The organism is Noviherbaspirillum agri (assembly GCF_054780595.1).
In genome coordinates, this window is sequence record NZ_BAAGWA010000008.1 from 86,605 (window position 1) to 111,722 (window position 25,118).

General features: G+C 59.0%; 21 protein-coding genes. 17 read left to right on the forward strand and 4 right to left on the reverse strand.

Going from position 1 to position 25,118, the window contains the following annotated elements; genetic code table 11:
• Positions 1–24 precede the first annotated feature (24 nt).
• The gene (locus tag ACYVIA_RS14860) at positions 25–1,011 is read left to right on the forward strand and encodes an NAD-dependent epimerase/dehydratase family protein (RefSeq protein ID WP_460842066.1); all 987 of its coding nucleotides are present in this window, start codon (positions 25–27) and stop codon (positions 1,009–1,011) included.
• 92 nt (positions 1,012–1,103) lie between these two features.
• On the opposite strand, the gene ACYVIA_RS14865 is transcribed toward ACYVIA_RS14860, so the two are convergent.
• Complete coding sequence (locus ACYVIA_RS14865) at positions 1,104–1,550, reverse strand: CopD family protein (protein WP_460842068.1); 447 nt, start codon at positions 1,548–1,550, stop codon at positions 1,104–1,106.
• Positions 1,551–1,634: 84 nt separating this feature from the next.
• Here ACYVIA_RS14865 and ACYVIA_RS14870 point away from each other — a divergent pair, with 84 nt between their 5' ends.
• The gene (locus ACYVIA_RS14870) at positions 1,635–2,057 is read left to right on the forward strand and encodes a DUF1810 domain-containing protein (protein WP_460842071.1); all 423 of its coding nucleotides are present in this window, start codon (positions 1,635–1,637) and stop codon (positions 2,055–2,057) included.
• A gap of 199 nt (positions 2,058–2,256) precedes the next feature.
• Here the strand turns inward: ACYVIA_RS14870 and ACYVIA_RS14875 are convergent, their stop codons facing one another.
• On the reverse strand, positions 2,257–5,739 hold the full coding sequence (locus ACYVIA_RS14875; protein ID WP_460842073.1) for a pyruvate carboxylase: 3,483 nt from the start codon (positions 5,737–5,739) through the stop codon (positions 2,257–2,259).
• Between the two features lie 374 nt (positions 5,740–6,113).
• Between ACYVIA_RS14875 and ACYVIA_RS14880 the strand changes: the two genes are divergently transcribed.
• The 6 genes from ACYVIA_RS14880 to ACYVIA_RS14905 all read left to right on the forward strand — a co-directional run bounded on the left by ACYVIA_RS14880 (position 6,114) and on the right by ACYVIA_RS14905 (position 13,318).
• On the forward strand, positions 6,114–6,632 hold the full coding sequence (locus ACYVIA_RS14880) for a MarR family winged helix-turn-helix transcriptional regulator (protein ID WP_460842074.1): 519 nt from the start codon (positions 6,114–6,116) through the stop codon (positions 6,630–6,632).
• Positions 6,633–6,778: 146 nt separating this feature from the next.
• Positions 6,779–7,885 carry a mechanosensitive ion channel family protein gene (locus ACYVIA_RS14885; protein WP_460842077.1) on the forward strand — a complete coding sequence of 369 codons (1,107 nt, stop codon included), beginning with the start codon at positions 6,779–6,781 and terminating at the stop codon, positions 7,883–7,885.
• Positions 7,886–7,899: 14 nt separating this feature from the next.
• On the forward strand, positions 7,900–10,155 hold the full coding sequence (locus ACYVIA_RS14890; protein WP_460842079.1) for an alpha,alpha-trehalose-phosphate synthase (UDP-forming): 2,256 nt from the start codon (positions 7,900–7,902) through the stop codon (positions 10,153–10,155).
• 2 nt (positions 10,156–10,157) lie between these two features.
• A complete protein-coding gene (gene otsB / locus ACYVIA_RS14895) occupies positions 10,158–10,943 on the forward strand; it encodes a trehalose-phosphatase (RefSeq protein WP_460842081.1) in 786 nt (261 codons plus the stop codon).
• Positions 10,944–10,997: 54 nt separating this feature from the next.
• Positions 10,998–12,185 (forward strand): cation:proton antiporter, encoded by a 1,188-nt coding sequence (locus ACYVIA_RS14900; protein ID WP_460842083.1) that lies wholly within the window; start codon positions 10,998–11,000, stop codon positions 12,183–12,185.
• Between the two features lie 2 nt (positions 12,186–12,187).
• Complete coding sequence (locus tag ACYVIA_RS14905) at positions 12,188–13,318, forward strand: YbdK family carboxylate-amine ligase (RefSeq protein WP_460842085.1); 1,131 nt, start codon at positions 12,188–12,190, stop codon at positions 13,316–13,318.
• 116 nt (positions 13,319–13,434) lie between these two features.
• On the opposite strand, the gene sodB is transcribed toward ACYVIA_RS14905, so the two are convergent.
• Both sodB and xseA read right to left on the reverse strand, forming a co-directional pair.
• Positions 13,435–14,013, reverse strand: coding sequence for a superoxide dismutase [Fe] (sodB, locus tag ACYVIA_RS14910; protein ID WP_460842087.1), 579 nt, complete (start codon positions 14,011–14,013; stop codon positions 13,435–13,437).
• Positions 14,014–14,173: 160 nt separating this feature from the next.
• Complete coding sequence (gene xseA, locus ACYVIA_RS14915; RefSeq protein WP_460842089.1) at positions 14,174–15,535, reverse strand: exodeoxyribonuclease VII large subunit; 1,362 nt, start codon at positions 15,533–15,535, stop codon at positions 14,174–14,176.
• 315 nt (positions 15,536–15,850) lie between these two features.
• Here xseA and ACYVIA_RS14920 point away from each other — a divergent pair, with 315 nt between their 5' ends.
• The 9 genes from ACYVIA_RS14920 to ggt all read left to right on the forward strand — a co-directional run bounded on the left by ACYVIA_RS14920 (position 15,851) and on the right by ggt (position 25,012).
• A complete protein-coding gene (locus ACYVIA_RS14920) occupies positions 15,851–16,456 on the forward strand; it encodes a MotA/TolQ/ExbB proton channel family protein (RefSeq protein WP_460842090.1) in 606 nt (201 codons plus the stop codon).
• A 15-nt stretch (positions 16,457–16,471) separates the two neighbouring features.
• On the forward strand, positions 16,472–16,906 hold the full coding sequence (locus ACYVIA_RS14925) for an ExbD/TolR family protein (RefSeq protein ID WP_460842249.1): 435 nt from the start codon (positions 16,472–16,474) through the stop codon (positions 16,904–16,906).
• Positions 16,903–17,919, forward strand: coding sequence for a tetraacyldisaccharide 4'-kinase (lpxK, locus tag ACYVIA_RS14930; protein WP_460842092.1), 1,017 nt, complete (start codon positions 16,903–16,905; stop codon positions 17,917–17,919). The genes ACYVIA_RS14925 and lpxK overlap by 4 nt, the downstream gene beginning before the upstream one ends.
• Positions 17,900–18,082 carry a Trm112 family protein gene (locus tag ACYVIA_RS14935; RefSeq protein WP_460842094.1) on the forward strand — a complete coding sequence of 61 codons (183 nt, stop codon included), beginning with the start codon at positions 17,900–17,902 and terminating at the stop codon, positions 18,080–18,082. The genes lpxK and ACYVIA_RS14935 overlap by 20 nt, the downstream gene beginning before the upstream one ends.
• A 33-nt stretch (positions 18,083–18,115) precedes the next feature.
• Complete coding sequence (kdsB, locus tag ACYVIA_RS14940) at positions 18,116–18,874, forward strand: 3-deoxy-manno-octulosonate cytidylyltransferase (RefSeq protein ID WP_460842096.1); 759 nt, start codon at positions 18,116–18,118, stop codon at positions 18,872–18,874.
• A 141-nt stretch (positions 18,875–19,015) separates the two neighbouring features.
• The gene (gene adk / locus ACYVIA_RS14945) at positions 19,016–19,672 is read left to right on the forward strand and encodes an adenylate kinase (RefSeq protein WP_460842099.1); all 657 of its coding nucleotides are present in this window, start codon (positions 19,016–19,018) and stop codon (positions 19,670–19,672) included.
• A 325-nt stretch (positions 19,673–19,997) separates the two neighbouring features.
• On the forward strand, positions 19,998–22,136 hold the full coding sequence (locus tag ACYVIA_RS14950) for a sodium-translocating pyrophosphatase (RefSeq protein WP_460842100.1): 2,139 nt from the start codon (positions 19,998–20,000) through the stop codon (positions 22,134–22,136).
• Between the two features lie 132 nt (positions 22,137–22,268).
• Positions 22,269–23,027 (forward strand): 3-hydroxyacyl-CoA dehydrogenase, encoded by a 759-nt coding sequence (locus ACYVIA_RS14955; protein WP_460842103.1) that lies wholly within the window; start codon positions 22,269–22,271, stop codon positions 23,025–23,027.
• A 161-nt stretch (positions 23,028–23,188) separates the two neighbouring features.
• Positions 23,189–25,012: a gamma-glutamyltransferase gene (gene ggt / locus ACYVIA_RS14960; protein WP_460842105.1), complete on the forward strand. Its 1,824-nt coding sequence runs from the start codon at positions 23,189–23,191 to the stop codon at positions 25,010–25,012.
• Positions 25,013–25,118 lie beyond the last annotated feature (106 nt).

Consider the following 25,118-nt stretch of genomic DNA (forward strand, 5'->3'; position numbering starts at 1 on the left):
TCATGGTCATTGCAGGGGATTAAGATGGAAACAAGGGTTCTTGTCACCGGTGCGGCCGGTTTTATTGGCAGCTTTGTCGCTGCGCGTCTGGCGGACATGGGCCATCGTGTGCTGGGCTGCGATAATTTCAATGCCTATTACACGGCGCAATTGAAGCATGACCGGGTCGCCTCGCTGCTGGCGCCGCGTTCCATTGATTGCGTGCATGCGGAACTGTCGGATGCTCAGCACGTTGCGCAGCTGTTCGAAAAGTACCGGCCGACGCATGTGGTGCACCTCGCTGCACAGGCCGGTGTGCGCTATTCGCTGCAGAATCCCGCTGCCTATATCCAGTCCAATCTCGTTGCCTTCTCGCACATGCTGGAAGCCTGCCGCCGGCATGGTATCCGGCATATGGTGTATGCGAGCAGCAGCAGCGTGTATGGAGCCAATACCAAGGTGCCGTTCGAGGAAAGCGACAAGAGTGACAGCCCTGTCTCTCTCTATGCAGCGACAAAGAAGTCGAATGAGCTGATGGCCTACTCGTACAGCCATCTTTACCATTTGCCAATGACCGGACTGCGCTTCTTTACCGTCTACGGCCCGTGGGGGCGGCCGGACATGGCCTACTTCAGCTTCACGCAGAAGATCATGAAGGGTGAGGCGATACCGGTATTCGCCAATGGCGAATTGAAGCGCGACTTTACCTTTATCGACGATATCGTCGAAGGCGTCGTCCGCTTGCTGTTCAAGCCGACTCCTGCCACTGCCGAGTCACCGGCACATACGGTGTTCAATATCGGCAACCATCAACCTGTCAGGGTGATGGACTTCATTGCCACGCTGGAGCAGGTCCTTGGCCGGAAGGCCAATATCGAATTTCTTCCGATGCAGCCGGGCGATGTGCCGGCTACTTATGCGGAGACGTCACGCTTGCGCGACTGGGTGGGCTTTGCACCTGCCACTCCGCTCGACAAGGGGCTTGCAGTGTTTGGCGATTGGTACCGCATCTGGGCAAAGCCGGGGTGCTAAAGAGCCGTAACGATAAACCGGTTGACCGCCTGATTCAACGCGAGATGTCTTCCGGCGTCGTCCACAGCCGGCACAAGCAAGCAGCAAAATAATCAGGCGGTAACCGGCCCGAGTGCACCGATCACCAGCGTAAGCAGGCCAAGGACTAAATTGGTGCCAATCAACTTGCGTATCTGCCCCAACGCCGTCCCCCCGCTCTTCCAGTCCTTTGCTGCGACTGCTTGCTGGAGCCGTGCATATGGCGCAAAGAAAATGATCGCAAAGATGACGGTCATCACCGTACCGAGCAAGAACATTACGATCACATAGAGCGGCGGCATACCCATCTGCGCCATGCGGAAGAGGCCGCCGGTGAAGATCAGTGCTATCGCCAGCCATACCCATGGGAAGAATTTGCCGAACACACCCTCCCAGAGCGCGAGCCGCTGAGGCGGCTCAAGTCGCATTGCCGCGATCGGACGTAGCGCCATATACGCGAAGAACATGCCACCAATCCAGACGGTGAACCCTAAGATATGAAGAAACTTTGCGTAGATCATGTTTTTCCATTTATTCGAAGTCCGCTGCTGCTGCATGCCACGTTTCAGGCATAGTAACGTCACGTGACTCTTACCGGGGGAGACATGGACGACCCATTTCACCTGCAACGCTTTCTCGATGCACAGGCACCGGTATACGGCACTGCCTGTTCAGAGCTGCAATCCGGAAAGAAGCAAAGCCACTGGATGTGGTTCATTTTCCCGCAGATTGCTGGGCTGGGGCGCAGCGCGGTCGCTCGTTTGTATGCGATTTCTACCTTGGACGAGGCAAAGGCCTATCTCGCCCATCCCGTGCTCGGATTCAGGTTAAGGGAATGTAGCCAATTAGTTGCTGCAATAGAAGGGCGCACCATCGAGGAAATCTTTGGTTATCCCGACGACCTGAAATTCCGGTCTTCTATGACGCTGTTTGCGTGTGCAACGCCTGACAACGCGATCTTCAATACCTGCTTGGAAAAGTATTTCGAGGGGCAGCGCGACCCGGCGACGCTTGCACTGCTCAAGTAGGTTGGCAGGGAACGAAGATATGAATCGGTTCCGGGGAGAAGTGCAACGGCCGTACCTCTATGGGGGCCAGTAATCGGCTTCACGCACCTCGGTGCTTATATGGCTCAAGCCAGGTCGCAGTTGTAACGGTAATGCCAGAACGATACGAGCACATAAGAAAAGGCCTGCAGCCGCAGGCCTTTTCCCAATGCCGTGACGCTTAATCCGCCAGTTCGATCAACAGGTCCTTCGCCGCGACCACAGCACCCGGTTTGACATGTGTGTGCTTGACCACTGCGTCGCGCTCGGCGCGGATCATCGTCTCCATCTTCATGGCCTCGATTGACACCAGCGGGTCACCCTTGGTGACTTTCTGCCCGGCTTTCACGGCTAGCGTCACTACCATGCCCGGCATCGGTGCACCGACATGGTTGGCGTTGCCGTCTTGCGCGCGCGGATGTGTCACCTGCTTGATCGCGCCCGCTTTGTCAACGCGCACCATGCGTGCCTGGCCGTTGAGTTCGAAGAACAATTTGCTTTGGCCTTCTTCCTCCAGCTCGGTACGCCCCTGCAGGCGCATCACCAGCGTCTTGCCCTGGTCGATGTCGACCGAGATTTCCTGGCCTTCCTTCAGACCATAGAAGAACACCTGCGTCGGCAACACGGAGACGTCGCCATACTGGCGGCGGTGCTCGGCGTAATCGCGGAACACCTTCGGGTACATCAGGTAGGACGCGAGCTCCTGCTCGGTGATGCTGCGGCCGACTGCCTTTTCGGCATCGGCCTTCGCTTGCGCCAGGTCGACTGGCGGCAGGTTCTGGCCGGGGCGGCCTTCCATCGGCTTGCCGCCCTTGAGGATCTTTTTCTCGAGGTCCTTCGGGAAGCCATCCGGCGGGAAGCCGAGTTCACCCTTGAACAGCGAAATCACCGATTCCGGGAAGGCGATTTCCTTGTCCGGATGCTTGACTTCATTCGATGTCAGGTCGTTCGCAACCATGAACAGCGCCATGTCACCGACTACCTTCGATGTCGGCGTCACCTTCACGATGTCGCCGAACAGCTGGTTCACGTCCGCATAGGCCTGCGCAACTTCGGTCCAGCGGTGTTCGATGCCCATTGCGCGCGCCTGTTCGCGCAGGTTCGTGTATTGCCCGCCCGGCATTTCGTGGCGGTACACGTCCGACGTGCCGGAACGCATGTCCGCTTCGAACGGAGCATACTGGCGGCGCACACCTTCCCAGTATTGCGAGATGGCGAACAGAGCCTGCTTGTCCAGCTTTGCATCACGATCCGTATGGTCGAGCGCGGCGGCAATCGAGCCGAGGTTCGGCTGCGACGTCAGCCCGCTCATCGCGTCCATCGCCCCATCGACCGCGTCGCAGCCTGCTTCGATGGCTGCCAGCACAGAGGCTGCGGCAATGCCGGAGGTGTCGTGCGTGTGGAAGTGGATCGGCAGGCCGACTTCTTCCTTCAGCGCCTTGATCAGCGCCTTGGCGGCGTGCGGCTTGCATACACCGGCCATGTCCTTGATCGCGAGGATATTGACGCCAGCCTTTTCCAGTTCCTTCGCCATCTTGACGTAGTACTGCAGGCTGTACTTCGGCCGTGACGGGTCGAACGGGTCGCCGGTATAGCAGATCGCGCCTTCGCACAGCGCGCCGGTCTCGCGCACCGCGTCGATGGCCACGCGCATGTTCTCCACCCAGTTCAGCGAATCGAACACGCGGAACAGGTCAACGCCGCCGGCCGCAGCTTGTTGCACGAAGTGCTTGACCACATTGTCTGCATAGTTGGTGTAGCCGACGGCGTTCGATGCGCGGAGCAGCATCTGGAACAGGATGTTCGGCACCGCTTCGCGCAATTGCGCCAGGCGTTCCCACGGGTCTTCCTTCAGGAAGCGCATCGATACGTCAAAGGTCGCGCCGCCCCAGCACTCCATCGAGAACAGGTTAGGCAGCAGGCGCGCGTAATACGGCGCGATCGCCAGCATGTCGGCGGTGCGCATGCGGGTTGCGAACAGCGACTGGTGCGCGTCGCGCATCGTCGTGTCGGTGATCAGGATCTGTTTTTGGTCCTTCATCCAGTGCGAGAACCTTTCCGCACCGAGTTCCTTGAGCTTGTCGCGGCTGCCGGGAACGATCGTGCCGGATTTGCCGGTGGAGGGAAGAATCGGGGAGGGCAGGACGCCGGCGATTCCCTGACGGCCTTTCATTTCCGGATTACCGTTGACGACGACGTCGCCGATGAAGCGCAGCAGTTTCGTCGCGCGGTCGCGGCGCTTGGCGAACTGGAACAGTTCCGGCGTGGTGTCGATGAAGCGCGTCGTGCATTCGCCGGACTTGAACAGCGTGTGGTTGATCACGTTCTCGAGGAACGGCAGGTTGGTTGATACGCCACGAATGCGGAATTCGCGCAGCGCGCGGTCCATGCGTGAGATCGCTTCATCTGAGGTCGGTGCCCAGGCGGTCACTTTTACCAGCAGCGAGTCGTAATAAGGCGTGATCACTGCGCCGGAGTAGGCGGTACCGCCGTCGAGGCGCACGCCGAAGCCCGCCGCGCTGCGGTAGGCGACGAGGCGACCGTAATCCGGCGTAAAGTTGTTTTCCGGATCCTCGGTGGTCACGCGGCACTGCAGTGCATGACCATTCAGGCGGATATCCTGCTGCACCGGGATGCCAGCCTCGTGCGCATCATGCTCGCCGATTCTCATGCCTTCGGACACGCGGATCTGCGCCTTCACGATGTCGATGCCGGTTACCTGCTCGGTCACGGTATGTTCGACCTGAATGCGCGGGTTCACTTCGATGAAGTAGAACTGGTTGGTGTCCGCATCCATCAGGAATTCGACGGTGCCGGCATGCGTGTAATTGACGGCGCTGCCAAGACGCAACGCAGCGTCGCACAACTCGTTACGGGTCTTCTCGTCAAGGTAAGGTGCCGGTGCGCGCTCGACCACCTTCTGGTTGCGCCGCTGTACTGAGCAGTCGCGCTCGAACAGATGTACCAGGTTGCCGTGCGTATCGCCCAGTAGCTGCACTTCGACGTGGCGTGCACGGCGCACCAGCTTTTCCAGATACATCTCGTCGTTGCCGAATGCAGCCGCCGCTTCTCGGCGTGCGACTTCGAGCTGGCCGGGCAGATCCGCTTCCGATTCGATCACGCGCATGCCGCGTCCGCCGCCACCCCAGCTTGCTTTCAGCATCAACGGGTAGCCGACCTGGGCTGCCAGCTTCTTCGCATCTTCGATGTCGTGCGGCAAGGCCGATGTGGCCGGCATCACGGGCACGTTCGCAGCGATCGCGGCATTGCGTGCGGCGACCTTGTTGCCCAGCGTGCGCATGACGTCGGGCTTGGGGCCGATGAACACGATGCCGTTCCTTGCGCAGGCTTCGGCAAAGTCGGGGTTCTCCGACAGGAACCCATAGCCGGGGTGGATCGCGTCCACTTCCGCTTCCTTCGCAATGCGGATGATGTCCTCGATGTCGAGGTAAGCGGCAATCGGTTTCTTGCCTTCGCCGACCAGATAGCTCTCGTCCGCCTTGAAGCGATGCAGCGCAAAGCGGTCTTCGGCGGCATACACGGCGACGGTGCGAATGCCCAGCTCTGCAGCAGCGCGCATGACGCGGATCGCGATTTCGGAACGGTTCGCAACAAGCAGCTTGCGGATCGGACGGGCAGGAGTATGCGATTGCGGCTTCATCATCGTGGCGTGGAATTTGAGGTGAGTGGAATGGATCGGGCAAGAATACGGTTATCTTTCCGATCGCGGAGTGAAACTTTTTCACCTGCAGCTGACGTATTGCTTACATCTTAGTGAAATATGGCCATTTGTCGCGAAAATGATGGCTGATCGTTTCCGTTCGCTACTCGGTTACCCCATGTGTCACAGATGTTCTTGCAATACCGGCGAGCAGCAATATGTCCTTATTCAAGGCGTGTCAAAGGAAGAGAAGTGCTGGTGTTTTAAGAGGGCGAAGAACGGCGCGGATTAAAGGTTGAATAACGGGCCGGAATTAATTTGGTAAAACGTATTGCCCCGAATATATATTTGGGGCAATATATCGGCGGAGTTGAAAAATGGCGACCAGGAAAAAGCAGGGCAACGCAGCGCCATCAGGCGAAAACGCAGGCGGCATGACGCATGTCGATGCCCTCAAAAAGCTGCGCATCGTGATTCGCGCAGCCCAGCGCCATTCCGCATGGATCGAAAAGCAATGCGGTATCAGCGGTGCCCAGCTCTGGATACTGCAGGAGCTCGCCGAAGTGCCGGGCCTGCGTGTCGGCGAAGTCGCCGAAAAGCTCGCAATTCACCAGACAACGACCAGCAACTTGCTGGACATGCTTGTGAAGCGCGGATATGTAGTCAAGACCCGCGATGACGAGGATCATCGGGTCGTCAAACTAACGCTGTCCGAGGCAGGAAAGGAACTCCTGCAGCGCGCGCCGACGCCGGCGCGCGGTTTGCTGCCGGAAGCCTTGCGCAAGCTGGACGAGGACAGTCTGTCGAAACTGAACACGGGCTTGCGAGCCCTGCTGGACGTGATTGAAGCGGTTGACGAAGGATACGGGCTGCAGCCGCTGCCTTTTACGATGTAGTAATACCGGAAACGCTTTTTGCAACGAGGTTGCCGGCCTCTTCATTCCCCCGATGCGGGGGATGCTTTTCTTCTGATCCATTCCGCAAGGAATGCGACACATCTACCCAGCAACGCCATAGTGGTACGGGTTATACAGGAGTTGCCATGACTGATGCATTTGACTTTGTGTCGTACGACGCCATGCTCGCAGTAACGGTTTCTGCGAGTGTCCTGACCGCCTTGCTCATATTGAAGGCATTCATTTCACGCCAGTTGCGCAAGCTTGCGACAGCCGGCAGGCTCCAGTTCCTCAGCTATCCGGAGCAACTCCTCAGCGCGACACGGCTGCCTTTCTTCGTCGGCGTTTCCCTGCTTGCCGGAGCAAGTCAGCTCGATCTCGCGCCGCACCATGACCGATGGCTCCACTACGCATGGATTGTCATTCTCGTATCGCAGGTTGCGCTGTGGGCTACGCGGATGGTATCCGTCTCGGCCGAGCGCGCTTTCGCCCGCCATCGCGAGATCAATCCTGCAGGTGCAACGCACCTGATGCTTGCCGGCCTTGTAGCACGCGTCCTCGTGTGGGTGCTCGCGGCATTGGTCATGCTGGACAACCTCGGCTTCAATATCACCACCCTGATGGCGAGTCTTGGCATCGGCGGCATCGCCGTCGCACTGGCGGTGCAGAACATCCTCGGCGACATCTTTTCTTCGGTGTCAATCGCGCTCGACAAACCCTTTGTGATCGGCGATTTCATCATTGTCGATTCCTACATGGGTACGGTCGAATATGTGGGCATGAAGACCACCCGGCTGCGCAGCCTGGGCGGAGAGCAAATTATTTTTTCCAATACCGAGTTGCTGAAACAGCGCATCAGGAATTACAAGCGCATGCAGGAGAGGCGCGTGCTGTTCGAATTCCGCATCTCCTACGACACCCCGGTGGGCGACGTCGAGCGCATTCCGCAGATCGTGAAGGAGATCGTTGACGCCTGCGCGCCGAGCACGCGCTTCGACCGCGCGCACTTCAAGTCGTATGGCGAGAGCGCGCTGCAGTTTGAGGTCGTGTACTACATGCTTGACCCGGATTACAACAAATATATGGACATACAGCAGCGCATCAACCTGGCATTGTTGCGCCGTTTCCGCGAGTACGGCATCTCCTTTGCCTACCCGACTCGTACGCTGCATCTTGTTCCGCCTTCGTCGCAGGATCTTGAAATGCCGGTCGCGTCCGCAAAACCTCGTGCCGCAGGCACGATGGCATCCTGAGGGAGGAAGAGCGCATGCCATTTCGTTCCTTGCGACTGTCATTGCGATTCATACTGCCGCTGGCACTCGTCGTCGCGGCGTTTGCGTATGTTGTCGTTCCGCTGATGGACACACTGACACTGCGCTGGTTCGTCCGCGACCTGGATATCCGCTCGCAACTCCTTGCCAGCACGCTGCAGGAGCCGCTGCGAGACTACGTGCCGGAGAAGTCGAAAAAGCGCGTCATGCAACTATTCGAGCGCGCAATCCAGGATGAGCGTTTGTATGCACTCGGCTTTTGCGGCAACGACGGCACTCTCCTCTACAAGACGACAACCTTTCCTGACGCATTAGGGTGCTGGAGCGCTCCCGAGAAGGGCGGGGTACGGCAATCCCTCGTGCAATTGCCGCGCGGGCCGGTGCATGTTGCCGAGAGTACCTTGCAACAGGACGGGCAGGATCTGGGAAAGCTGATCCTGGTGCATGACATGAGTTTCATCGAGCGGCGCAGCGCTGACACCAAGAAGTACGTCATCTACTTTTTTGCGCTACTGGCAGTTGTCATTTCACTGATCACAGTTTTCATTGCCCATGTCAGCTGGCGCGGGTGGGTCAATGGCGTCAAAGGCATCTTGCGCGGAGACCTGTTGCCACGTTCCTTCAAGCGCGCGCCACCAGAAATGCAGCCGCTGATTGGTGACCTGCGGGCTCTGCTGCACGAATATCACCTCGAGCGCCAGCACCAGGCCAGTTTTTCACAGCTGTGGACACCGGATAAACTCAAGTCGCTGCTGCAAGGCGAGCTGGCGGGCGACCAGGTGCTCGTCGTGTCGAACCGCGAGCCTTATATCCATGTATCGACGCCCAACGGCATCGAGGTACGTCGGCCGGCCAGCGGCCTGGTGACGGCGGTGGAAGCAGTCATGCGGGCATGTTCCGGTACCTGGATCGCTCACGGCAGCGGTTCGGCGGACCGCCAGGTCGTCGACCGGCATGACCGGGTTGCGGTGCCGCCGGCGCATCCGAGCTACACGCTGCGGCGCGTGTGGTTGTCGAAGGAGGAAGAGCAGGGCTATTACTATGGCTTCGCCAACGAAGGCCTCTGGCCGTTATGCCACATTGCGCATGTCCGGCCCGTGTTCCGCTCCTCCGACTGGGAGCAGTATGTGGAGGTCAACCAGCGCTTTGCCGACGCGGTCATTGCGGAAGCCAATACCGACGATCCCGTGGTGCTGGTCCAGGATTATCACTTTGCCTTGTTGCCGCGCATGGTGCGCGATGTGCTGCCGAAGGCGACCATCATCACCTTCTGGCATATCCCGTGGCCGAATTCCGAATCCTTCGGTATCTGTCCGTGGCGCGAGGAAATACTCGAGGGCATGCTGGGCAGCACGATCCTGGGTTTCCATACGCCGTTTCACCGCAAGAACTTCCTTGAGACGGTGGACCGCTATCTGGAAACGCGTATTGAATCGGAAGCATCCACCATTACCTATCGCGGCGAGCTGACGCAGGTCGAGCACTATCCGATATCCATCGCGTGGCCCGAAGAAGGCGGCGCCATCGACGACAGCGTGGACGCCTGCCACTCCAGCATTCGCAAGGCGCTCGCTTTGCCGCCGGATCATCTGCTTGGTATCGGCGTGGACCGCCTCGACTATACGAAGGGGATTATTGAACGCTTCCAGGCGGTCGAGCGGATGCTGGAGATGAATCCTGACATGGTGGGGCGCTTCAGCCTCGTCCAGATTGCCGCACCCAGCCGTTCGTCGCTCGAGGAATACCAGAACTTCGAGGCGCGGGTGCGCGGCCTCGCCCAGCGCATCAACCAGCGCTTTTCGATCGGCAGCTACCTGCCCATCATCCTGAAGACCGAGCATCATGAGCAGGATCAGCTGCTGCGCTACTATCGCGCCGCTGACGTCTGCATGGTCACCAGCCTGCACGACGGCATGAATCTCGTCGCAAAGGAATTCATCGCTGCACGTGAAGACGAGCGCGGCGTCCTTGTGCTGAGCCAGTTCACCGGCGCTGCGCGCGAGCTGCATGAGGCGCTCATCATTAACCCTTATCACATCGAGCAGGGCGCGGAGGCGTTATATCGGGCCCTGACCATGCCGGAGGCGGAGCAGCGGGAGCGCATGCGCAGCATGCGGGCGCTGGTCCGGGACTTCAATGTCTACCGTTGGGCTGGCCATATGCTGGTGGACGCGGCGCGGCTGCGCCAGCGCGAACGGGTCATGTCGAAGATTCATTCACATAGTCGCCGGCACTTGCGCCGGGTGGTGTAAATATGTCCTTACCGTTATTTGAGTGTGGCGCATCGCGCCTGGATCACATCGTCAAACCTGGCATGCTGTGTGCATTCGACTTCGATGGCACGCTGGCGCCGATCGTCAAGGAACCGGAGCGCGCCTCCATACCGGCGGCCGTATCGCGTCGGCTCGTGACGCTTTCGGAATGTGCGCAGGTTGCCATCATTACCGGACGCTCGGTCGAGGACATCGGACTGCGGCTGGATTTTCTGCCGGACTACGTCGCAGGCAACCATGGTATTGAAGGAATTCCGGGCTGGGAGCATCATGCGGAGGGCTTCCGCCAGCTTTGCCAGCAATGGGAGCAGCGTCTGTCGGCAGCACTGAACGATCGTGGAATTTTTGAGCCGGGCATCTGGATTGAAAACAAAACCTATTCCTTGTCCATCCACTACCGTATGGTGCGCGACCGGGAGAGCGCAGAAATGCATCTTGGTAAGCTGTTCGCGGGTTTGATGCCGGAGGCTCGCGTCATCGGCGGGAAGTGCGTGTTCAACCTCCTGCCGTCCGACGCCATGAACAAGGGGACTGCGCTGGAACGCTTGCTTGAGGCCAGCGGCGCGACGAGTGTGCTGTATGTCGGCGACGATGCGACCGACGAGGATGTCTTCAGGCTGCAACGGGATGACTTGCTGACGGTTCGCATCGAACGGTCGGTCGATACGGCGGCCGAGTTTCACCTGAATCACCGTCTGGAAATGGTGCAACTGCTGGACGAATTGATAGGCCGGCTCAGTGCAACCTGCGTGGCGCGAACGGCCTGACAGCGGGGCCATGGTTAAATTGCGTGGCAACGACTAACTGAACAAGGAAAGAATATGCCTGATATCTTGGTAGCCGTTTCGCAGCTTGCATGGCCGTTCGCACTTGCGATCGCGTGGCTTGCCGGCGAGTTCGTGCATCGCTGGACAGGACTGCCGCGGATCAGTATTTATGGTCTTGTCGGTTTCTTGTTTGCGAATGCCGGCGGAGGACTGCTCCCCGAAACCGAAGGCGGCACCTTCATGCTGCTCGCCAATGTCGCCTTCGGCTTGATTCTTTTTGAATTGGGCTACCGCATCAACTTGCGATGGTTGCGCCTGAACCCCTGGATCGGCGTTACTGGATTGGTTGAGTCGGTGTCGACATTTGCAGTGGTATTTTTTGTCGCCGACTGGTTTGGCACGGCAACGTTATCCGCTCTTTTGCTCGGCTCGCTCGCGATGGCAACATCGCCCGCCGGCATTCTCCGTGTGCTCAACGAGCAGTCAAGCTCCGGCCAGGTCACGGAGCGCGTATTGCATTTGTCCGCATTGAATTGCGTACTGGCGGTATTCGCGTTCAAGGTCATCATCGGCATCGGTGTATTCCAGACCTCCGGCAGCCTATTGCATGCAATGTGGAGCAGCCTGATCGTGCTCAGTGCTTCGGCAGCGTTCGGCGGATTGTTCGGTGTTGCCGTGCCTGGTATCTTGAGGCGCCTTGGCAACGTCGCCAGGGATGCAACGGTCGCATTCGCAATTGCGGTCATCTTGCTGGTGGCGGTGACCTATGCTCTCGGATTCTCGCCTGTGCTGGCGACACTGACATTCGGCATCGTTGCGCGCCATCGGCGTGTCACGCTCAGCCAGACCCAGCGTAATTTCGGCGTCATGGGCGATCTCCTGACCATCGTCTTGTTCTTCTTTGTGGCAACCACGCTGTCGTGGACAAGCGTGATGGAAGGCCTGGCGCTCGGCGTGACGCTGGTGGCAGCAAGGTTTGTGGTGAAGACGCTGAGCGTGGCCGTGTTTGCACGCGTGAGCGGCATCTCGTGGCGCAAGGGCGCATTTGCCGGCATGGCGCTGACACCAATTTCTGTTTTCGTGATCCTTCTGCTGGAGCAAACGCGAAGCGTAGGAGCGGAATTTATTGATACGCTGGTGCCGCTAGCAGCGATGGTGCTGCTGCTCGAAGTAGTTGGCCCCATCATCACACAGCGTGCACTGATCCTGGCAAAAGAAACGCCGGACAAGTCGGAGGTCTGACCATGCCACTGGAACCATTCAAGCAATCCGCGCCACTGACACTCGGCGTCGAGCTGGAGCTGCAGCTTGTCAGTCTCAGCGATTTCGACCTGACCGACGCCAGTCCCGACATGCTCGATCTGCTGGGACGCAAGCCGTTTCCCGGCAACGTCACGCCCGAGATCACGGAAAGCATGATCGAGATAAACACCGATATCCATACCAACCATACCGAGCTGGTTGCGCAATTGCGCAAGATTCGCGACACGCTGGTCCGGGCGGGCGACATGCTCAATGTCGGCGTATGCGGCGGCGGCACGCATCCCTTCCAGAAGTGGTCGGAGCGGAAGATCTTCTCCAAGCCGCGCTTCAAGCAGGTGTCGTCGCTCTACGGTTACCTTGCCAAGCAGTTCACGGTGTTTGGCCAGCATGTGCATATCGGCTGCGGTTCGGGCGATGACGCGTTGTTCCTGCTGCATTCGCTGAACCGTTACGTACCGCATTTCATCGCGCTGTCTGCGTCGTCGCCGTACTTCCAGGGCAGGGACACCTTGTTCAATTCCGCGCGGCTCAATTCGGTGTTTGCATTCCCGCTCAGCGGCCGCGCACCGTTCCTGTTGAGCTGGGAGCAGTTCGAGCGTGATTATTTTTCCCGTATGGAAGACACCGGCATTGTCAAGAGCATGAAGGACTTCTATTGGGATATCCGCCCCAAGCCGGAGTACGGCACCATCGAACTGCGCGTATGCGATACGCCATTGAACGTGGAGCGGGCGGCCGCGCTGGCTTGCTACCTGCAGGCCTTGTGCCGGTACCTGCTCGACCGTACCGAAGCTCCGCCCGTCGAGGACGACTACCTCGTCTATAACTTCAACCGTTTCCAGGCCTGCCGCTTTGGCATGGATGGCACCCTCGTCCATCCGAAGACACACGAATCGCTATCGATTCGCGAAGATATTCTGACGACATTGCGGAAGATGGAGCCTTATGCCGAGAAGGCGGGCAGCCTGGCGGCGATTGAGCACCTGTACCGGGCGACGCATACGGGCAGCGATGCCACCTATCTGCGGGAGCAGTACGCCACGAGTGGCAGTACCGAGGGGATGGTTGATGCCGCGATCCAGCGTTTTCGCAATGACGATAGCGTGATGTAGTCGGACCGCCGATATGCCAAAAAAAGAAGCCAGCGTCTTGCATACGCTGGCTTTCTTGAGGCACCGCCGGGCAAATCGGTGCGGCGCTTTGCAGGTCGGCCCGGGGCTGCCAGCCCTTAAGCGAAATTCTTCGCGACGAAATCCCAGTTGACCAGGTTCCAGAATGCCTCGACAAACTTCGGACGCGCATTGCGATAGTCGATGTAGTAGGCGTGCTCCCAAACGTCGCAGGTCAGCAATGCCTTGTCTGCGGTGGTCAACGGCGTAGCAGCGTTGGAGGTGTTGACGATATCAACGGAGCCGTCAGCCTTCTTGACCAGCCAGGTCCAGCCGGATCCGAAGTTGCCCACTGCCGACTTCGTGAATTCTTCCTTGAACTTGTCGAAGGAACCCCACTTTTTGTTGATCGCATCAGCGACAGCACCGGTCGGTGCGCCGCCGCCGTTGGGCTTCATGCAGTTCCAGAAGAAGGTGTGGTTCCACACTTGGGCGGAGTTGTTGAACAGGCCACCAGAGGATTTCTTGATGATGTCTTCCAGCGAAGCGTTTTCGAATTCGGTGCCCTTGATCAGGTTGTTCAGGTTGGTGACATAAGCCTGATGATGCTTGCCGTAGTGGTACTCCAGCGTTTCCTTCGAGATGTGCGGTTGCAGGGCGTCCATCGCGTAAGGCAGGGGAGGCAGGGTGTGTTCCATGGTGTTTCCTTTCTATTTCTGCAGTTAATGTCGTTTTTGAAAGGCTTCAATTGTATGTCGGTTGCCGCAAACCTGCAGGGAACCGTCCATTGATGCAACGCCAAAGCGACGCCGGAACTGATAGTGACAATCCGGCAGCCGAAAGGACCACCGATGCTGTTCAGTCGAGCGTCGGCTGCACGCTGGCAATACCGACTTCGGCCGATCCTTCTGCCAGGCGCATGGTGACTGTTTCTCTCGGCCGCAAATCTTTCGGCGCCCGGATGACCCGGCCTTTGCTGTCGAGAACCATTGCATAGCCGCGTTCCAGCGTGCGCTGGGGGTTCAGCAGTTCCAGCTGTGCAGCAAGTGCAGCCAGGGCCTGTCGCCGCTGTGCGTTCTGGACAGTCATGCGGGTAGTCATGCGGCGCGCTTCTTCCGTCAGGCGGGCTCGATGGGGCACCGTCTTGGGAAACTGGGCCGAAAGGCGCGTTTGCAAATGGGATACGGCGAAACGGGCCTGGTTCAGCGGTGTGCGCGTTGCATGCGCAAGCCGTGTCTGCAGCCCGCGCAGCTTGAGTCGCTCGTGGGCAATGTAGGCAGACGGACTGACGAGGCGGCGTGACAACCAGTCCAGCGTCTGGGACGTATCCGCCAGCTGCCGGCGCATTGCGCGCGTCAGGTCGTCAGCATGTGCATCGAGCGTGGCGAGCCAGTCCGCGCGCGGTGCGGCAGCCATTTCCGCCGCTGCGGTCGGCGTCGGCGCCCGCAAGTCGGCCGCAAAGTCCGCAATGGTGAAGTCTGTCTCGTGACCGACACCCGAGATGACCGGCATGGAGCACGCGACAATCGCCCGCGCCACCACTTCCTCGTTGAATGACCACAAGTCCTCGATACTGCCGCCACCGCGGCACACCAGCAGGACGTCGCATTCGGCGCGCGCGGAGGCAGTATTGATTGCCTGCGCAATCTTCTGCGCGGCGCCTTCGCCCTGCACCGGAGCCGGATACAGGATCACCCGGACATGCGGAGCACGACGCCGCAGCGTGGTCAGAATGTCGCGTAGTGCAGCCGCCTGCAGGCTTGTCACGATGCCAACAGTGCGTGCAAACAGCGCGAGCGGTCGTTTGCGCTGCAGGTCGAACAATCCTTCCGCGTTGAGCTTTTCCTTGAGTTGCAGGAATGCCTCGTACAGGTTGCCCACGCCCGCGCGCCGGATCGCCTCGACATTGAGCTGGTAGTCGCCGCGTGGCGCATACAGGGTGACAAGCGCCCGTACTTCCACCTTGTCGCCCTCACGGGGGCTAAAACCGGCATATTGCGCCCGCCCGCGGAACATGACCGCTCGCACTTGAGCGCCGTCGTCTTTGAGGGTGAAGTACCAATGGCCTGACGCCGCACGGGTGAAATTGGAAATCTCGCCGGAAACCCATGCGAGCGGGAAGTTGCGCTCCAGCATCCGCGCCACGGCCTGGTTCAGGGCCGAAACAGTCAGTACCGGTGGCGCCGTTTCAATATCTTCTGGTGCAATTCTCGTGTTCATGCGGTCTCTCGAGGCACATCCTGTTCACAGACGTGCCAGATTGTCGTTTTGCCTGTCACAATCGCTTACATTCATGTCGTCGATGTGCTAAGTCGTTGATTTCACGGATCAATGCAATGCTGCATGATTTCTGTGCAGCAAACAAAATTCCTTTTGAATCAGTGACTTTGACGTTCGCTTCCCTATTTGTCCACAGCGTTATCCACAGCCTCTGTGCGGAACTTTTTCATGGGTAATGTTGCTCTATGGCGCTTGCTCAGCCGGGCTCAACACGTTACATTCTGCATCCGAATGAATTAACCCGAGGAGCCACTTTTGCTCGCCATTATTCAAGCCGCCGGCTGGCCGATCTGGCCGTTGCTGATTGCTTCCGTCATCGGACTGGCCTTAATCATTGAACGGTTATTGTACCTGCGACGCTCCCGCATCCTGCCGCCGAACCTGCTCAGTGAAGTTATTCGGGTCTACCACAATGGCAAGATCGGCCCAGAAGTCATTTCCAACCTGGAACAGAATTCGCCGCTCGGCCGCGTACTGGCTGCCGGCCTGCGCAACATCAATGCGCCGCGTGACGTGATGAAAGAATCCATCGAGGAAGCGGGGCGCGGCACAGCACACGAACTCGAACGTTTTCTTACCACCCTCGGCACGATCGCAACCCTCGCTCCATTGATGGGCCTTTTCGGCACGGTGGTCGGCATGATCGAGATTTTCGGTGCGCAGAACGCCGTTGGCACCAATCCGGCACAACTGGCGCACGGTATCTCGATTGCCCTCTACAACACCGGATTCGGTCTTGCAATCGCGATGCCCGCACTGGTCTTCTACCGTCATTTCCGTGCGCTGGTCGACAGCTTTATCGTCGACATGGAGCAGCAGGCGGTGAGGTTCGTCGATACCGTCCACGGCAACCGCAAGTAAGGCGCTCTCATGGCAATGGACTTCCGCAAAGGCAAGGGCCGCGACGATCCGGAAATCAACCTGATTCCCTTCATCGACGTCCTGCTGGTCATCCTGATCTTCCTGATGGTGACCACCACCTACAGCAAGTTCACGGCACTCCAGATCACACTGCCGACGGCCGACGCCGAGAAGGCGGTCGAGCAACCGATGGAAATCAACGTTGCCGTCGATGCGCAGGGCAGCTATGCGATCGACAACACGAAGATTTCGGCCCGCGACGCAGCCGGTCTGGCGGAAGAACTGAAGAACGTGGCCAACGCCCGTGGCCAGTCGAAGCAAGATCCGGTCATCATCATCAATGCCGATGCCACCGCGGCACACCAGACCGTCATCAACGTGCTGGAAGCAGCCCGTCTGGCCGGATTCGAAAAGGTCACCTTCGCCGCACAGACCAGCGGCAAAAAATGACGCGCAGGCTGGAAACAGTCCTGACGCGTGAATGGCTGCGGCGCGGCCTGCTCGCCTGGGCTTTGTGGCCGCTGTCCTTGCTCTTTCGCCTGCTCATCGTATTGCGGCGCGCACTGTACCAGGCGGGCATACTCCAAAGCACCCGCCTGCCCGTGCCTGTTGTCGTCGTCGGCAACATTTTCATCGGCGGCACCGGCAAGACGCCCCTGACGATCTGGCTGGTTGAGGAACTGCGCCGTGCCGGATTCGTTCCCGGCGTGATTTCACGGGGTTACGGTTCAAGTAATGACGTTCCCGTCGAGGTTACATTGACGTCGGTACCAGCCACCGTCGGTGACGAGCCGGCGCTGATTGCCCGTCGCGCTGGCTGCCCCGTCATGGTCGGGCGCAAGCGTGTGGCAACCGCACAGGCGCTGTTGGCCGCGCATCCCGAGGTCAATCTCATTGTTTCGGACGATGGCCTGCAGCACTACGCGCTGCAGCGGGACGTGGAGATAGTTCTGTGTGACGAGCGTGGAAACGGAAACGCCTGGACCTTGCCAGCCGGGCCGTTGCGCGAGCCTGCATCACGCGCACGCGACTTTACGGTGGTGAACGGTGCGCGGCTGCCCGCCGGAATACCGGAACCGGTCATTCGCATGCAGCTGTCTGGCAATATTGCCGAGCGCCTGGCCGATCCATCCCAGACCATGGAGTTGTCCGCATTCCCTGCGTGCCGCATCGTCGCGGCAGCCGGGATCGGCAATCCCGCGCGTTTCTTCGGCATGCTGCGCAACGCTGGTCTTGCAATCGAAGAAATGCCGCTGCCCGACCACTATGACTTTGCAGACAATCCGTTTGCAGCGATCCAGGCAGATATCATTCTGATCACCGAGAAGGATGCAGTAAAATGCATGCATCTTGATACGATTAAAAGCGATCCGCGCCTGTGGGTCGTACCTGTGACGGCGCGCATCGACCGCGTGCTGGCTGAACGAATAGTGGAGAAATGTCGTGGACGCCCGACTGCTTGATATCCTGGTCTGTCCCCTTTGCAAGGGCCCGCTCGAATATGACAAGAACGCGCAGGAGCTCATCTGCAAACCGGACAAGCTTGCCTACCCGATCCGTGATGGCATTCCAATCATGTGGGCTGACGAAGCGCGTGACCTGAACGCAGCGCCCTCCAACAGCTGACAAAAGCATTAACGCTAGCAGCTTAATCCAAGCATGTCCTTTACCGTTATTATTCCTGCTCGCCTGGCATCCACCCGCCTGCCGAACAAGCCACTGGCTGACCTCGGTGGCAAACCGATGGTGGTTCGCGTAGCCGAACGCGCTGCACTGTCCGGTGCAGCACAAATCATTGTCGCCACGGACCACGCAGATATCGTCGCTGAATGCAAGGCGCACGGAGTGACGGTGCACATGACGAGGGCCGATCATCCTTCCGGCACGGACCGCATCGCGGAAGTGGCAGCAGCGATGAAACTGCCTGCGGACGCCGTGATCGTGAATGTGCAGGGCGATGAGCCCCTGATTTCTCCTGACTTGATCGCCGCTACCGCCGGACTGGTTTCTGCCGATGTGCCGATGGCGACTGCTGCACATCCGATCGGCGAGGTGGCCGAAATCTTCAACCCGAATGTGGTCAAGGTTGTGCTGGACAAGGCGGGCAGGGCGCTGTATTTTTCCCGCGCCACCATCCCTTGGCACCGGGACGCCTTTGCCCAATCCCGGGAAAGCATACCCGCCGGCTACCGGCCGCTGCGCCATATCGGGCTTTACGCATACAGCAACACCTTCTTGCAGGCCTATCCGACGCTGGAAATGTCGCCGCTGGAGCAGATCGAGGCATTGGAACAACTGCGTGTGCTCTGGCACGGCTACCCGATCGCCGTCCATATCACGCAGGACGCCCCGGCCGCTGGCGTCGATACGCCAGAGGATCTGGCGCGCGTCCGCCAGTATTACAAAACAGGAAATTAGCGGAAATCGGTTCCCCGGGGATCGAATCGACGACATTCTGTGGTAAGTTTCATGCAATGTTCGTGTGATAAAAAGCATGACTTTGGGAGAAGTCTGCCCGTCACCGCAAAAAGAATTTAAAACCAGCCTTAGGAAAAACTCATGCGCCTCATCCTGTTAGGAGCACCTGGTGCCGGCAAGGGCACGCAAGCCAATTACATCAAGGAAAAGTTCAACATTCCCCAGATCTCCACCGGGGATATGCTGCGCGCTGCAGTCAAAGCTGGCACGCCGCTTGGACTGGAAGCCAAGAAGGTCATGGATGCCGGCGGCCTGGTGTCGGATGACATCATCATTGGCCTGGTGAAGGATCGCCTGAAGCAGCCGGACTGCGCCAACGGATACCTGTTCGACGGCTTTCCGCGCACGATTCCGCAGGCAGACGCGATGAAAGAGGCCGGTGTGGCAATCGACTATGTACTGGAGATCGACGTGCCCGATGAGGCAATCATTGAGCGCATGAGCGGGCGCCGTGTGCACCAGTCGTCGGGTCGTACCTATCACGTCAAGTTCAATCCGCCCAAGGTTGCGGGCAAGGATGACGTTACTGGCGAGGACCTGGTCCAGCGCGACGACGATCAGGAAGAAACCGTAAAAAAGCGCCTGAAGGTGTATCACGAACAAACCGAGGTACTGGTCGACTATTACAACAAGTGGGCACAGTCCGGCCAGCCGGGCGCGCCGAAGTATCGCAAGATTGCGGGCGTCGGCCCGGTCGAAACGATCAGGGATAAAGCTTTCGCTGCGTTGGCAGAATAAGTAAAGCGGACCTCGGGTCCGCTTTTTTTTCGTCTTGCCCGAAGCGGCTTCTAATCCACATCAAAGATTCGGAACACATTACCAGTCGAGATCGCTCAACCAAAAACCGGTATGCAAGAATAACAACGGATGCATTTCTTCACAGTCGAGGCACGTGCTGACGCAAGGCAGCGAACTTCGAAGGTGGCACGAAAGTTTTGCAGTACGCAGTAATCGCAGGACGACGACAGTAGAGACCCATATCTGTCGACGCGCGTATGCCGTCGCCGTCCTCCGAACATCGTGGTTGTTTTAACTTTGTCGTGAACATCATGGAGGAATCGATATGGCAACAGGTCTGTGGTTTGCCGTGGCGTGCGGCGTCATTGCCGTGCTTTACGGGCTGGTGTCCCGCAGTTGGATTCTGAAACAGGAACCCGGCAATGCGCGCATGCAGGAAATTGCTGCCGCCGTGCAGCAGGGGGCGGCGGCTTATCTGGCCCGTCAGTACCGCACCATCGGCATCGTCGGCGTCGTGCTGTTTATTGTGATCGCCGTCCTGCCCGGACTTGGCTTGAACACTGCACTCGGATTCCTGATCGGCGCCGTACTGTCCGGTGCATGCGGATTCATCGGGATGAACGTGTCGGTGCGGGCGAACGTTCGCACTGCGCAAGCCGCAACCAAGGGCATGAATGAGGCTCTCAATGTTGCATTCAAGGGCGGTGCAATCACCGGCATGCTCGTCGTCGGCCTCGGCCTCCTTGGCGTTGCCCTTTTCTACTGGATGCTGAATGCCCGTGGCGCAGGCGACGGCGCTTCGGCGCACGATGTCCTCAAGCCGCTGATTGGATTGGCCTTCGGTGCGTCGCTGATTTCGATCTTTGCTCGTCTGGGCGGCGGTATCTTCACCAAGGGTGCCGACGTCGGCGCCGATCTGGTCGGCAAGGTGGAGGCTGGTATCCCGGAAGATGACCCGCGTAATCCGGCCGTTATTGCGGACAACGTTGGCGATAACGTCGGTGACTGCGCTGGTATGGCTGCCGATCTGTTCGAGACCTATGTTGTGACGCTGATCGCGACGATGCTGCTCGGTGCGCTGATGATCCAGGGAGCAGAAACAGAAGCGATCCTGTACCCGCTGCTGCTTGGCGGCGTGTCGATCCTCGCATCCATCGTGGGCTGCTCGATGGTTAAGGCCAAACCCGGCAAGAAGATCATGTCCGCGCTGTATACCGGGCTCTGGTGGGCAGCCATCCTGTCCCTCATCGGATTTGCTGTCGTGACCTGGCTCGTCATGCCGGAAGCGATGCGCATGCCCATGATGGGCTCCGCAATTGTCGGCATCGTCCTGACCGGACTGATGGTCTACATCACCGAATACTATACCGGCACGGACTTCAAGCCGGTGCGCCACATCGCCGAGGCCTCCACCACCGGCCATGGCACGAACATCATTGCCGGCCTTGGCGTATCGATGAAGTCAACCGCGTATCCGGTGCTCGCCGTCTGCGCTGCGATCCTTGTGACTTACTGGCTGGCTGGCCTGTATGGCGTCGCGATTGCCGCGACTTCCATGCTGTCGATGGCCGGCATCATCGTCGCGCTGGATGCTTACGGCCCGATTACCGACAACGCAGGCGGTATCGCGGAAATGGCGGAAATGCCGGACTCGGTACGTGCCATTACCGATCCACTCGATGCAGTCGGCAATACCACCAAGGCGGTTACGAAGGGGTATGCGATCGGTTCCGCCGGCCTGGCTGCGCTGGTGCTGTTCGCTGACTACACCCACGCGCTGGATTCCGTCGGTAAGAGCACATCCTTCGATCTTTCCAATCCGATGGTGATCGTCGGCCTGTTCATCGGCGGGCTGATTCCCTACCTGTTCGGTGCGATGGCGATGGAAGCGGTGGGACGTGCCGCCGGCGCTGTCGTGATCGAGGTGCGCCGTCAGTTCCGTGACATCAAGGGCATCATGGAAGGCAAGGCCAAGCCGGAATACGACAAGGCGGTTGACATGCTGACGGCGTCGGCAATCAAGGAAATGATCATTCCGTCGCTGCTCCCGGTGGTGGTGCCGATCCTGGTCGGCCTGATTCTCGGTCCGGCGGCATTGGGCGGCCTGCTGATGGGTACCATCATCACCGGCCTGTTTGTTGCAATCTCGATGACAACTGGCGGTGGTGCGTGGGACAACGCGAAGAAGTACATCGAAGACGGCCATCATGGCGGGAAGGGCTCGGATGCGCACAAGGCCGCCGTGACCGGCGACACCGTTGGTGATCCGTACAAGGATACGGCGGGCCCCGCAGTCAATCCGCTCATCAAGATCATCAACATCGTTGCGCTTCTGTTGGTGCCGCTGCTTCCTGCAGTGGGAATGCAGGAGGCGAGCGAACATGGTGCCGCTACGCCGGCAGCCGTGGTTGCTCCGGTTGCGTCTATGGAAGCTGCGCCGGCCACCTCTCCGGCCAAACGATAAAACGGTGTCATTGGCGAATAAAGGCAGCTTCGGCTGCCTTTATTCTTTTTCGCTCCAAAATTGGCTACAATGGGCCAGGTTTTACGTTTACGTAAACGTAAAAACATTTCCGTTTTCCATAAAGAGGGACAAATGCAGATCCAGAACAACGTATTCATTATTACTGGCGGTGCATCCGGCCTTGGTGCTGCGACGGCGCGCATGATCGTTGAAAACGGCGGCAAGGTCGTGCTGGCCGATGTGCAGGTGGAGCCGGGCGAAAAACTCGCCGCGGAACTGAAGGGCCGCTTCATCAAATGCGACGTCACCTCGGAAGCAGACGGCAAGGCGGTCGTCGATACGGCGCTGGCAATGGGAACCTTACGCGGACTGGTGAACTGCGCCGGTGTCGCGCCGGCTGTGAAGACTGTCGGCAAGGATGGCCCGCACCCGCTGGACGTTTTCCAGCGGACGGTCAACATCAATCTGGTCGGCACATTCAATATGGCGCGCCTGGCTGCCGATGCCATGTCGAAGACGGAAGCGACAAGCGATGGCGAGCGCGGCGTCATCATCAACACCGCGTCGGTTGCTGCGTACGACGGCCAGATCGGGCAGGCTGCTTACGGCGCGTCGAAGGCCGCCGTGGTTGGCATGACGCTGCCGATGGCGCGAGACCTGTCACGTAACGGCATTCGCGTGATGACGATTGCTCCAGGCATCTTTGAAACGCCGATGCTGCTCGGTATGCCGCAAGAAGTGCAGGATGCGCTTGGTCGCATGGTCCCGTTCCCTCCGCGCCTCGGCAAGCCGGCAGAGTATGCAAACCTCGCCAAGACCATCATCGAAAATGTGATGTTGAACGGTGAAACCATTCGTCTGGACGGCGCCATCCGCATGCAGCCCAAGTAAAGCGGAGATTGCCGGCCTCCGTGAGGCGCCGGCAATTCGCTGTCGCAGGTGAGCAAACGCAAAGCGCCATTAATTTGGCGACTCATGTTCATGACAGCGGGAAGCGGGCAAACTAGACTAAGGCAAGCGTAATGCTTGCCTTTTTCTTTTTGGACTCAATCATGCACACAACAAGAATAACGCCGATCGTTTTCACAGCCGTTTTGCTTGTCGCTTGTGCCGCTCCTCAACCACCGGCACAACAACAGAGCGCACGACAATATGAGCATCAGACGCAGGCACAAGCACAGGCACAGGCGCCTGAACGCGCCACCGGATACACGGAAAAACCGGGCTGGGTGGCGAAGAAATTCATGGTCGCGGCAGCCAACCCGCTTGCGACCGACGCAGGTTACGAGATATTGCGCGCCGGTGGTTCCGCTGTTGACGCGGCAATCGCGGTGCAAATGGTGCTCACTCTGGTGGAACCCCAGTCCTCGGGCATCGGCGGTGGCGCCTTCCTGCTCCACTTCGACGGCAATCTTGTAAAGGCGTTCGATGGAAGGGAAACGGCGCCGGCAGCGGCGACCGAGAGCTTGTTCCTGCAATCCGACGGTAAGCCGGTCAGCTTTTACGACGGCGTCGTCGGCGGCCGCTCCGTCGGTGCGCCGGGTGTGCTGCGCATGCTGGAAATGGCGCACCGACAGTATGGCCGTCTGCCATGGTCATCGCTCTTTGCACGGGCCATCAGGCTGGCGGAAGAGGGTTTCGCGGTCAGCCCGCGACTTGCGACGATGCTGAAGAGCGAGCAGCATTTGAAGAAGGATCCGGTCGCGGCCGCTTATTTCTACGACATGGATGGAAATCCGCATCCTGTCGGATACGTCTTGAAGAATCCCGAGCTTGCCGCCGTGCTGCGCGAAATTGCAGCCGGCGGCGCCGACAGCTTCTATCGCGGACAGATCGCACGCGATATTGAAGCAAAGGTGGCAAGCCATCCGACCAATCCTGGCAAATTGACTGCCAACGATATTGCCACTTATCGTGCAAAGCTTCGTGAGCCGGTCTGCTCCGATTACAAATACTGGATAGTGTGCGGCATGCCGCCACCGTCCTCCGGCGGTATCGCGATTGCGCAGATGCTCGGCATCCTTGAACACAAGAACATCAGCGCGCATGCACCGAAGGATGGCGTGTTGAATGCGGAAGCGGTACACCTGTTTTCCGAAGCAGGTCGGCTGGCCTATGCCGATCGTGGCCGCTACGTAGCCGATACCGATTTTGTCCCGCTTCCCGGCAACAGCCCAAAGGCGCTTCTGGACAAGATCTATCTCGGCACGCGAGCTGCGCTGATCGGTGATAAATCGATGGGGCAGGCAAAGCCAGGGACCCCGCCGGCGACCGCATTGGCACAGGGAACCGATAATTCTCCCGAACGGCCGTCGACGTCGCACATCTCTATTGTCGACAGCTACGGCAATGCGATCTCTATGACCACGACGATCGAAGATGCATTCGGCTCGCGCCAGATGGTTCGCGGCTTCCTGTTGAATAATCAGCTGACGGATTTCTCCTTCGATGCCGCGGATGCCAATGGGCCGGTTGCCAACCGCGTGCAGCCCGGGAAGCGGCCGCGCAGCTCGATGGCGCCCACGCTCGTCTTTGAAAAAGCCACCAAAAAGCTGGTGCTGTCTGCCGGTTCGCCGGGCGGTTCGGCGATCATCAATTATGTCGGCAAGCTGCTCATCGGAACACTGGACTGGGGGCTGAACGTGCAGCAGGCGATCAGCCTGCCCAACTTCGGCAGCCGCAATGGTCCGACTGAACTCGAGCAGGGGCGCGTTCCCGACGCTTTGATCGAACAGCTCAAGGCCAAGGGGCACAATGTGCGATTGATGGAGCAGACCTCAGGCTTGCAGGGAATCATGCGGGCCAATATCCATGGCGAGGAAATGTGGTTTGGCGGTGCGGATCCGCGCCGCGAGGGCATCGTGCGGGGAGACTGAGACTCAGGGTGCTTCACTGACAGCTTCGGGAAGCAGGTCGAGCCTGCCGTTGTTTTTTCCGTTGGCTGCGCTTCTGCTTTCCTCCCCAAACGAAGGTGAGCCTGCT

Excerpts from the sequence above, each read along its gene's own strand:
- ACYVIA_RS14925 (WP_460842249.1), top strand. The coding sequence starts at position 16,472 with ATGGACTTCCGCAAAGGCAAGGGCCGCGACGATCCGGAAATCAACCTG.
- ACYVIA_RS14890 (WP_460842079.1), top strand. The coding sequence starts at position 7,900 with ATGCCATTTCGTTCCTTGCGACTGTCATTGCGATTCATACTGCCGCTG.
- ACYVIA_RS14900 (WP_460842083.1), top strand. The coding sequence starts at position 10,998 with ATGCCTGATATCTTGGTAGCCGTTTCGCAGCTTGCATGGCCGTTCGCA.
- ggt (WP_460842105.1), top strand. The coding sequence starts at position 23,189 with ATGCACACAACAAGAATAACGCCGATCGTTTTCACAGCCGTTTTGCTT.
- ACYVIA_RS14885 (WP_460842077.1), top strand. The coding sequence starts at position 6,779 with ATGACTGATGCATTTGACTTTGTGTCGTACGACGCCATGCTCGCAGTA.
- lpxK (WP_460842092.1), top strand. The coding sequence starts at position 16,903 with ATGACGCGCAGGCTGGAAACAGTCCTGACGCGTGAATGGCTGCGGCGC.
- ACYVIA_RS14875 (WP_460842073.1), bottom strand. The coding sequence starts at position 5,739 with ATGATGAAGCCGCAATCGCATACTCCTGCCCGTCCGATCCGCAAGCTG.
- ACYVIA_RS14905 (WP_460842085.1), top strand. The coding sequence starts at position 12,188 with ATGCCACTGGAACCATTCAAGCAATCCGCGCCACTGACACTCGGCGTC.
- sodB (WP_460842087.1), bottom strand. The coding sequence starts at position 14,013 with ATGGAACACACCCTGCCTCCCCTGCCTTACGCGATGGACGCCCTGCAA.
- ACYVIA_RS14870 (WP_460842071.1), top strand. The coding sequence starts at position 1,635 with ATGGACGACCCATTTCACCTGCAACGCTTTCTCGATGCACAGGCACCG.
- otsB (WP_460842081.1), top strand. The coding sequence starts at position 10,158 with ATGTCCTTACCGTTATTTGAGTGTGGCGCATCGCGCCTGGATCACATC.
- kdsB (WP_460842096.1), top strand. The coding sequence starts at position 18,116 with ATGTCCTTTACCGTTATTATTCCTGCTCGCCTGGCATCCACCCGCCTG.
- ACYVIA_RS14955 (WP_460842103.1), top strand. The coding sequence starts at position 22,269 with ATGCAGATCCAGAACAACGTATTCATTATTACTGGCGGTGCATCCGGC.
- ACYVIA_RS14950 (WP_460842100.1), top strand. The coding sequence starts at position 19,998 with ATGGCAACAGGTCTGTGGTTTGCCGTGGCGTGCGGCGTCATTGCCGTG.
- ACYVIA_RS14880 (WP_460842074.1), top strand. The coding sequence starts at position 6,114 with ATGGCGACCAGGAAAAAGCAGGGCAACGCAGCGCCATCAGGCGAAAAC.
- ACYVIA_RS14860 (WP_460842066.1), top strand. The coding sequence starts at position 25 with ATGGAAACAAGGGTTCTTGTCACCGGTGCGGCCGGTTTTATTGGCAGC.
- adk (WP_460842099.1), top strand. The coding sequence starts at position 19,016 with ATGCGCCTCATCCTGTTAGGAGCACCTGGTGCCGGCAAGGGCACGCAA.
- xseA (WP_460842089.1), bottom strand. The coding sequence starts at position 15,535 with ATGAACACGAGAATTGCACCAGAAGATATTGAAACGGCGCCACCGGTA.
- ACYVIA_RS14865 (WP_460842068.1), bottom strand. The coding sequence starts at position 1,550 with ATGATCTACGCAAAGTTTCTTCATATCTTAGGGTTCACCGTCTGGATT.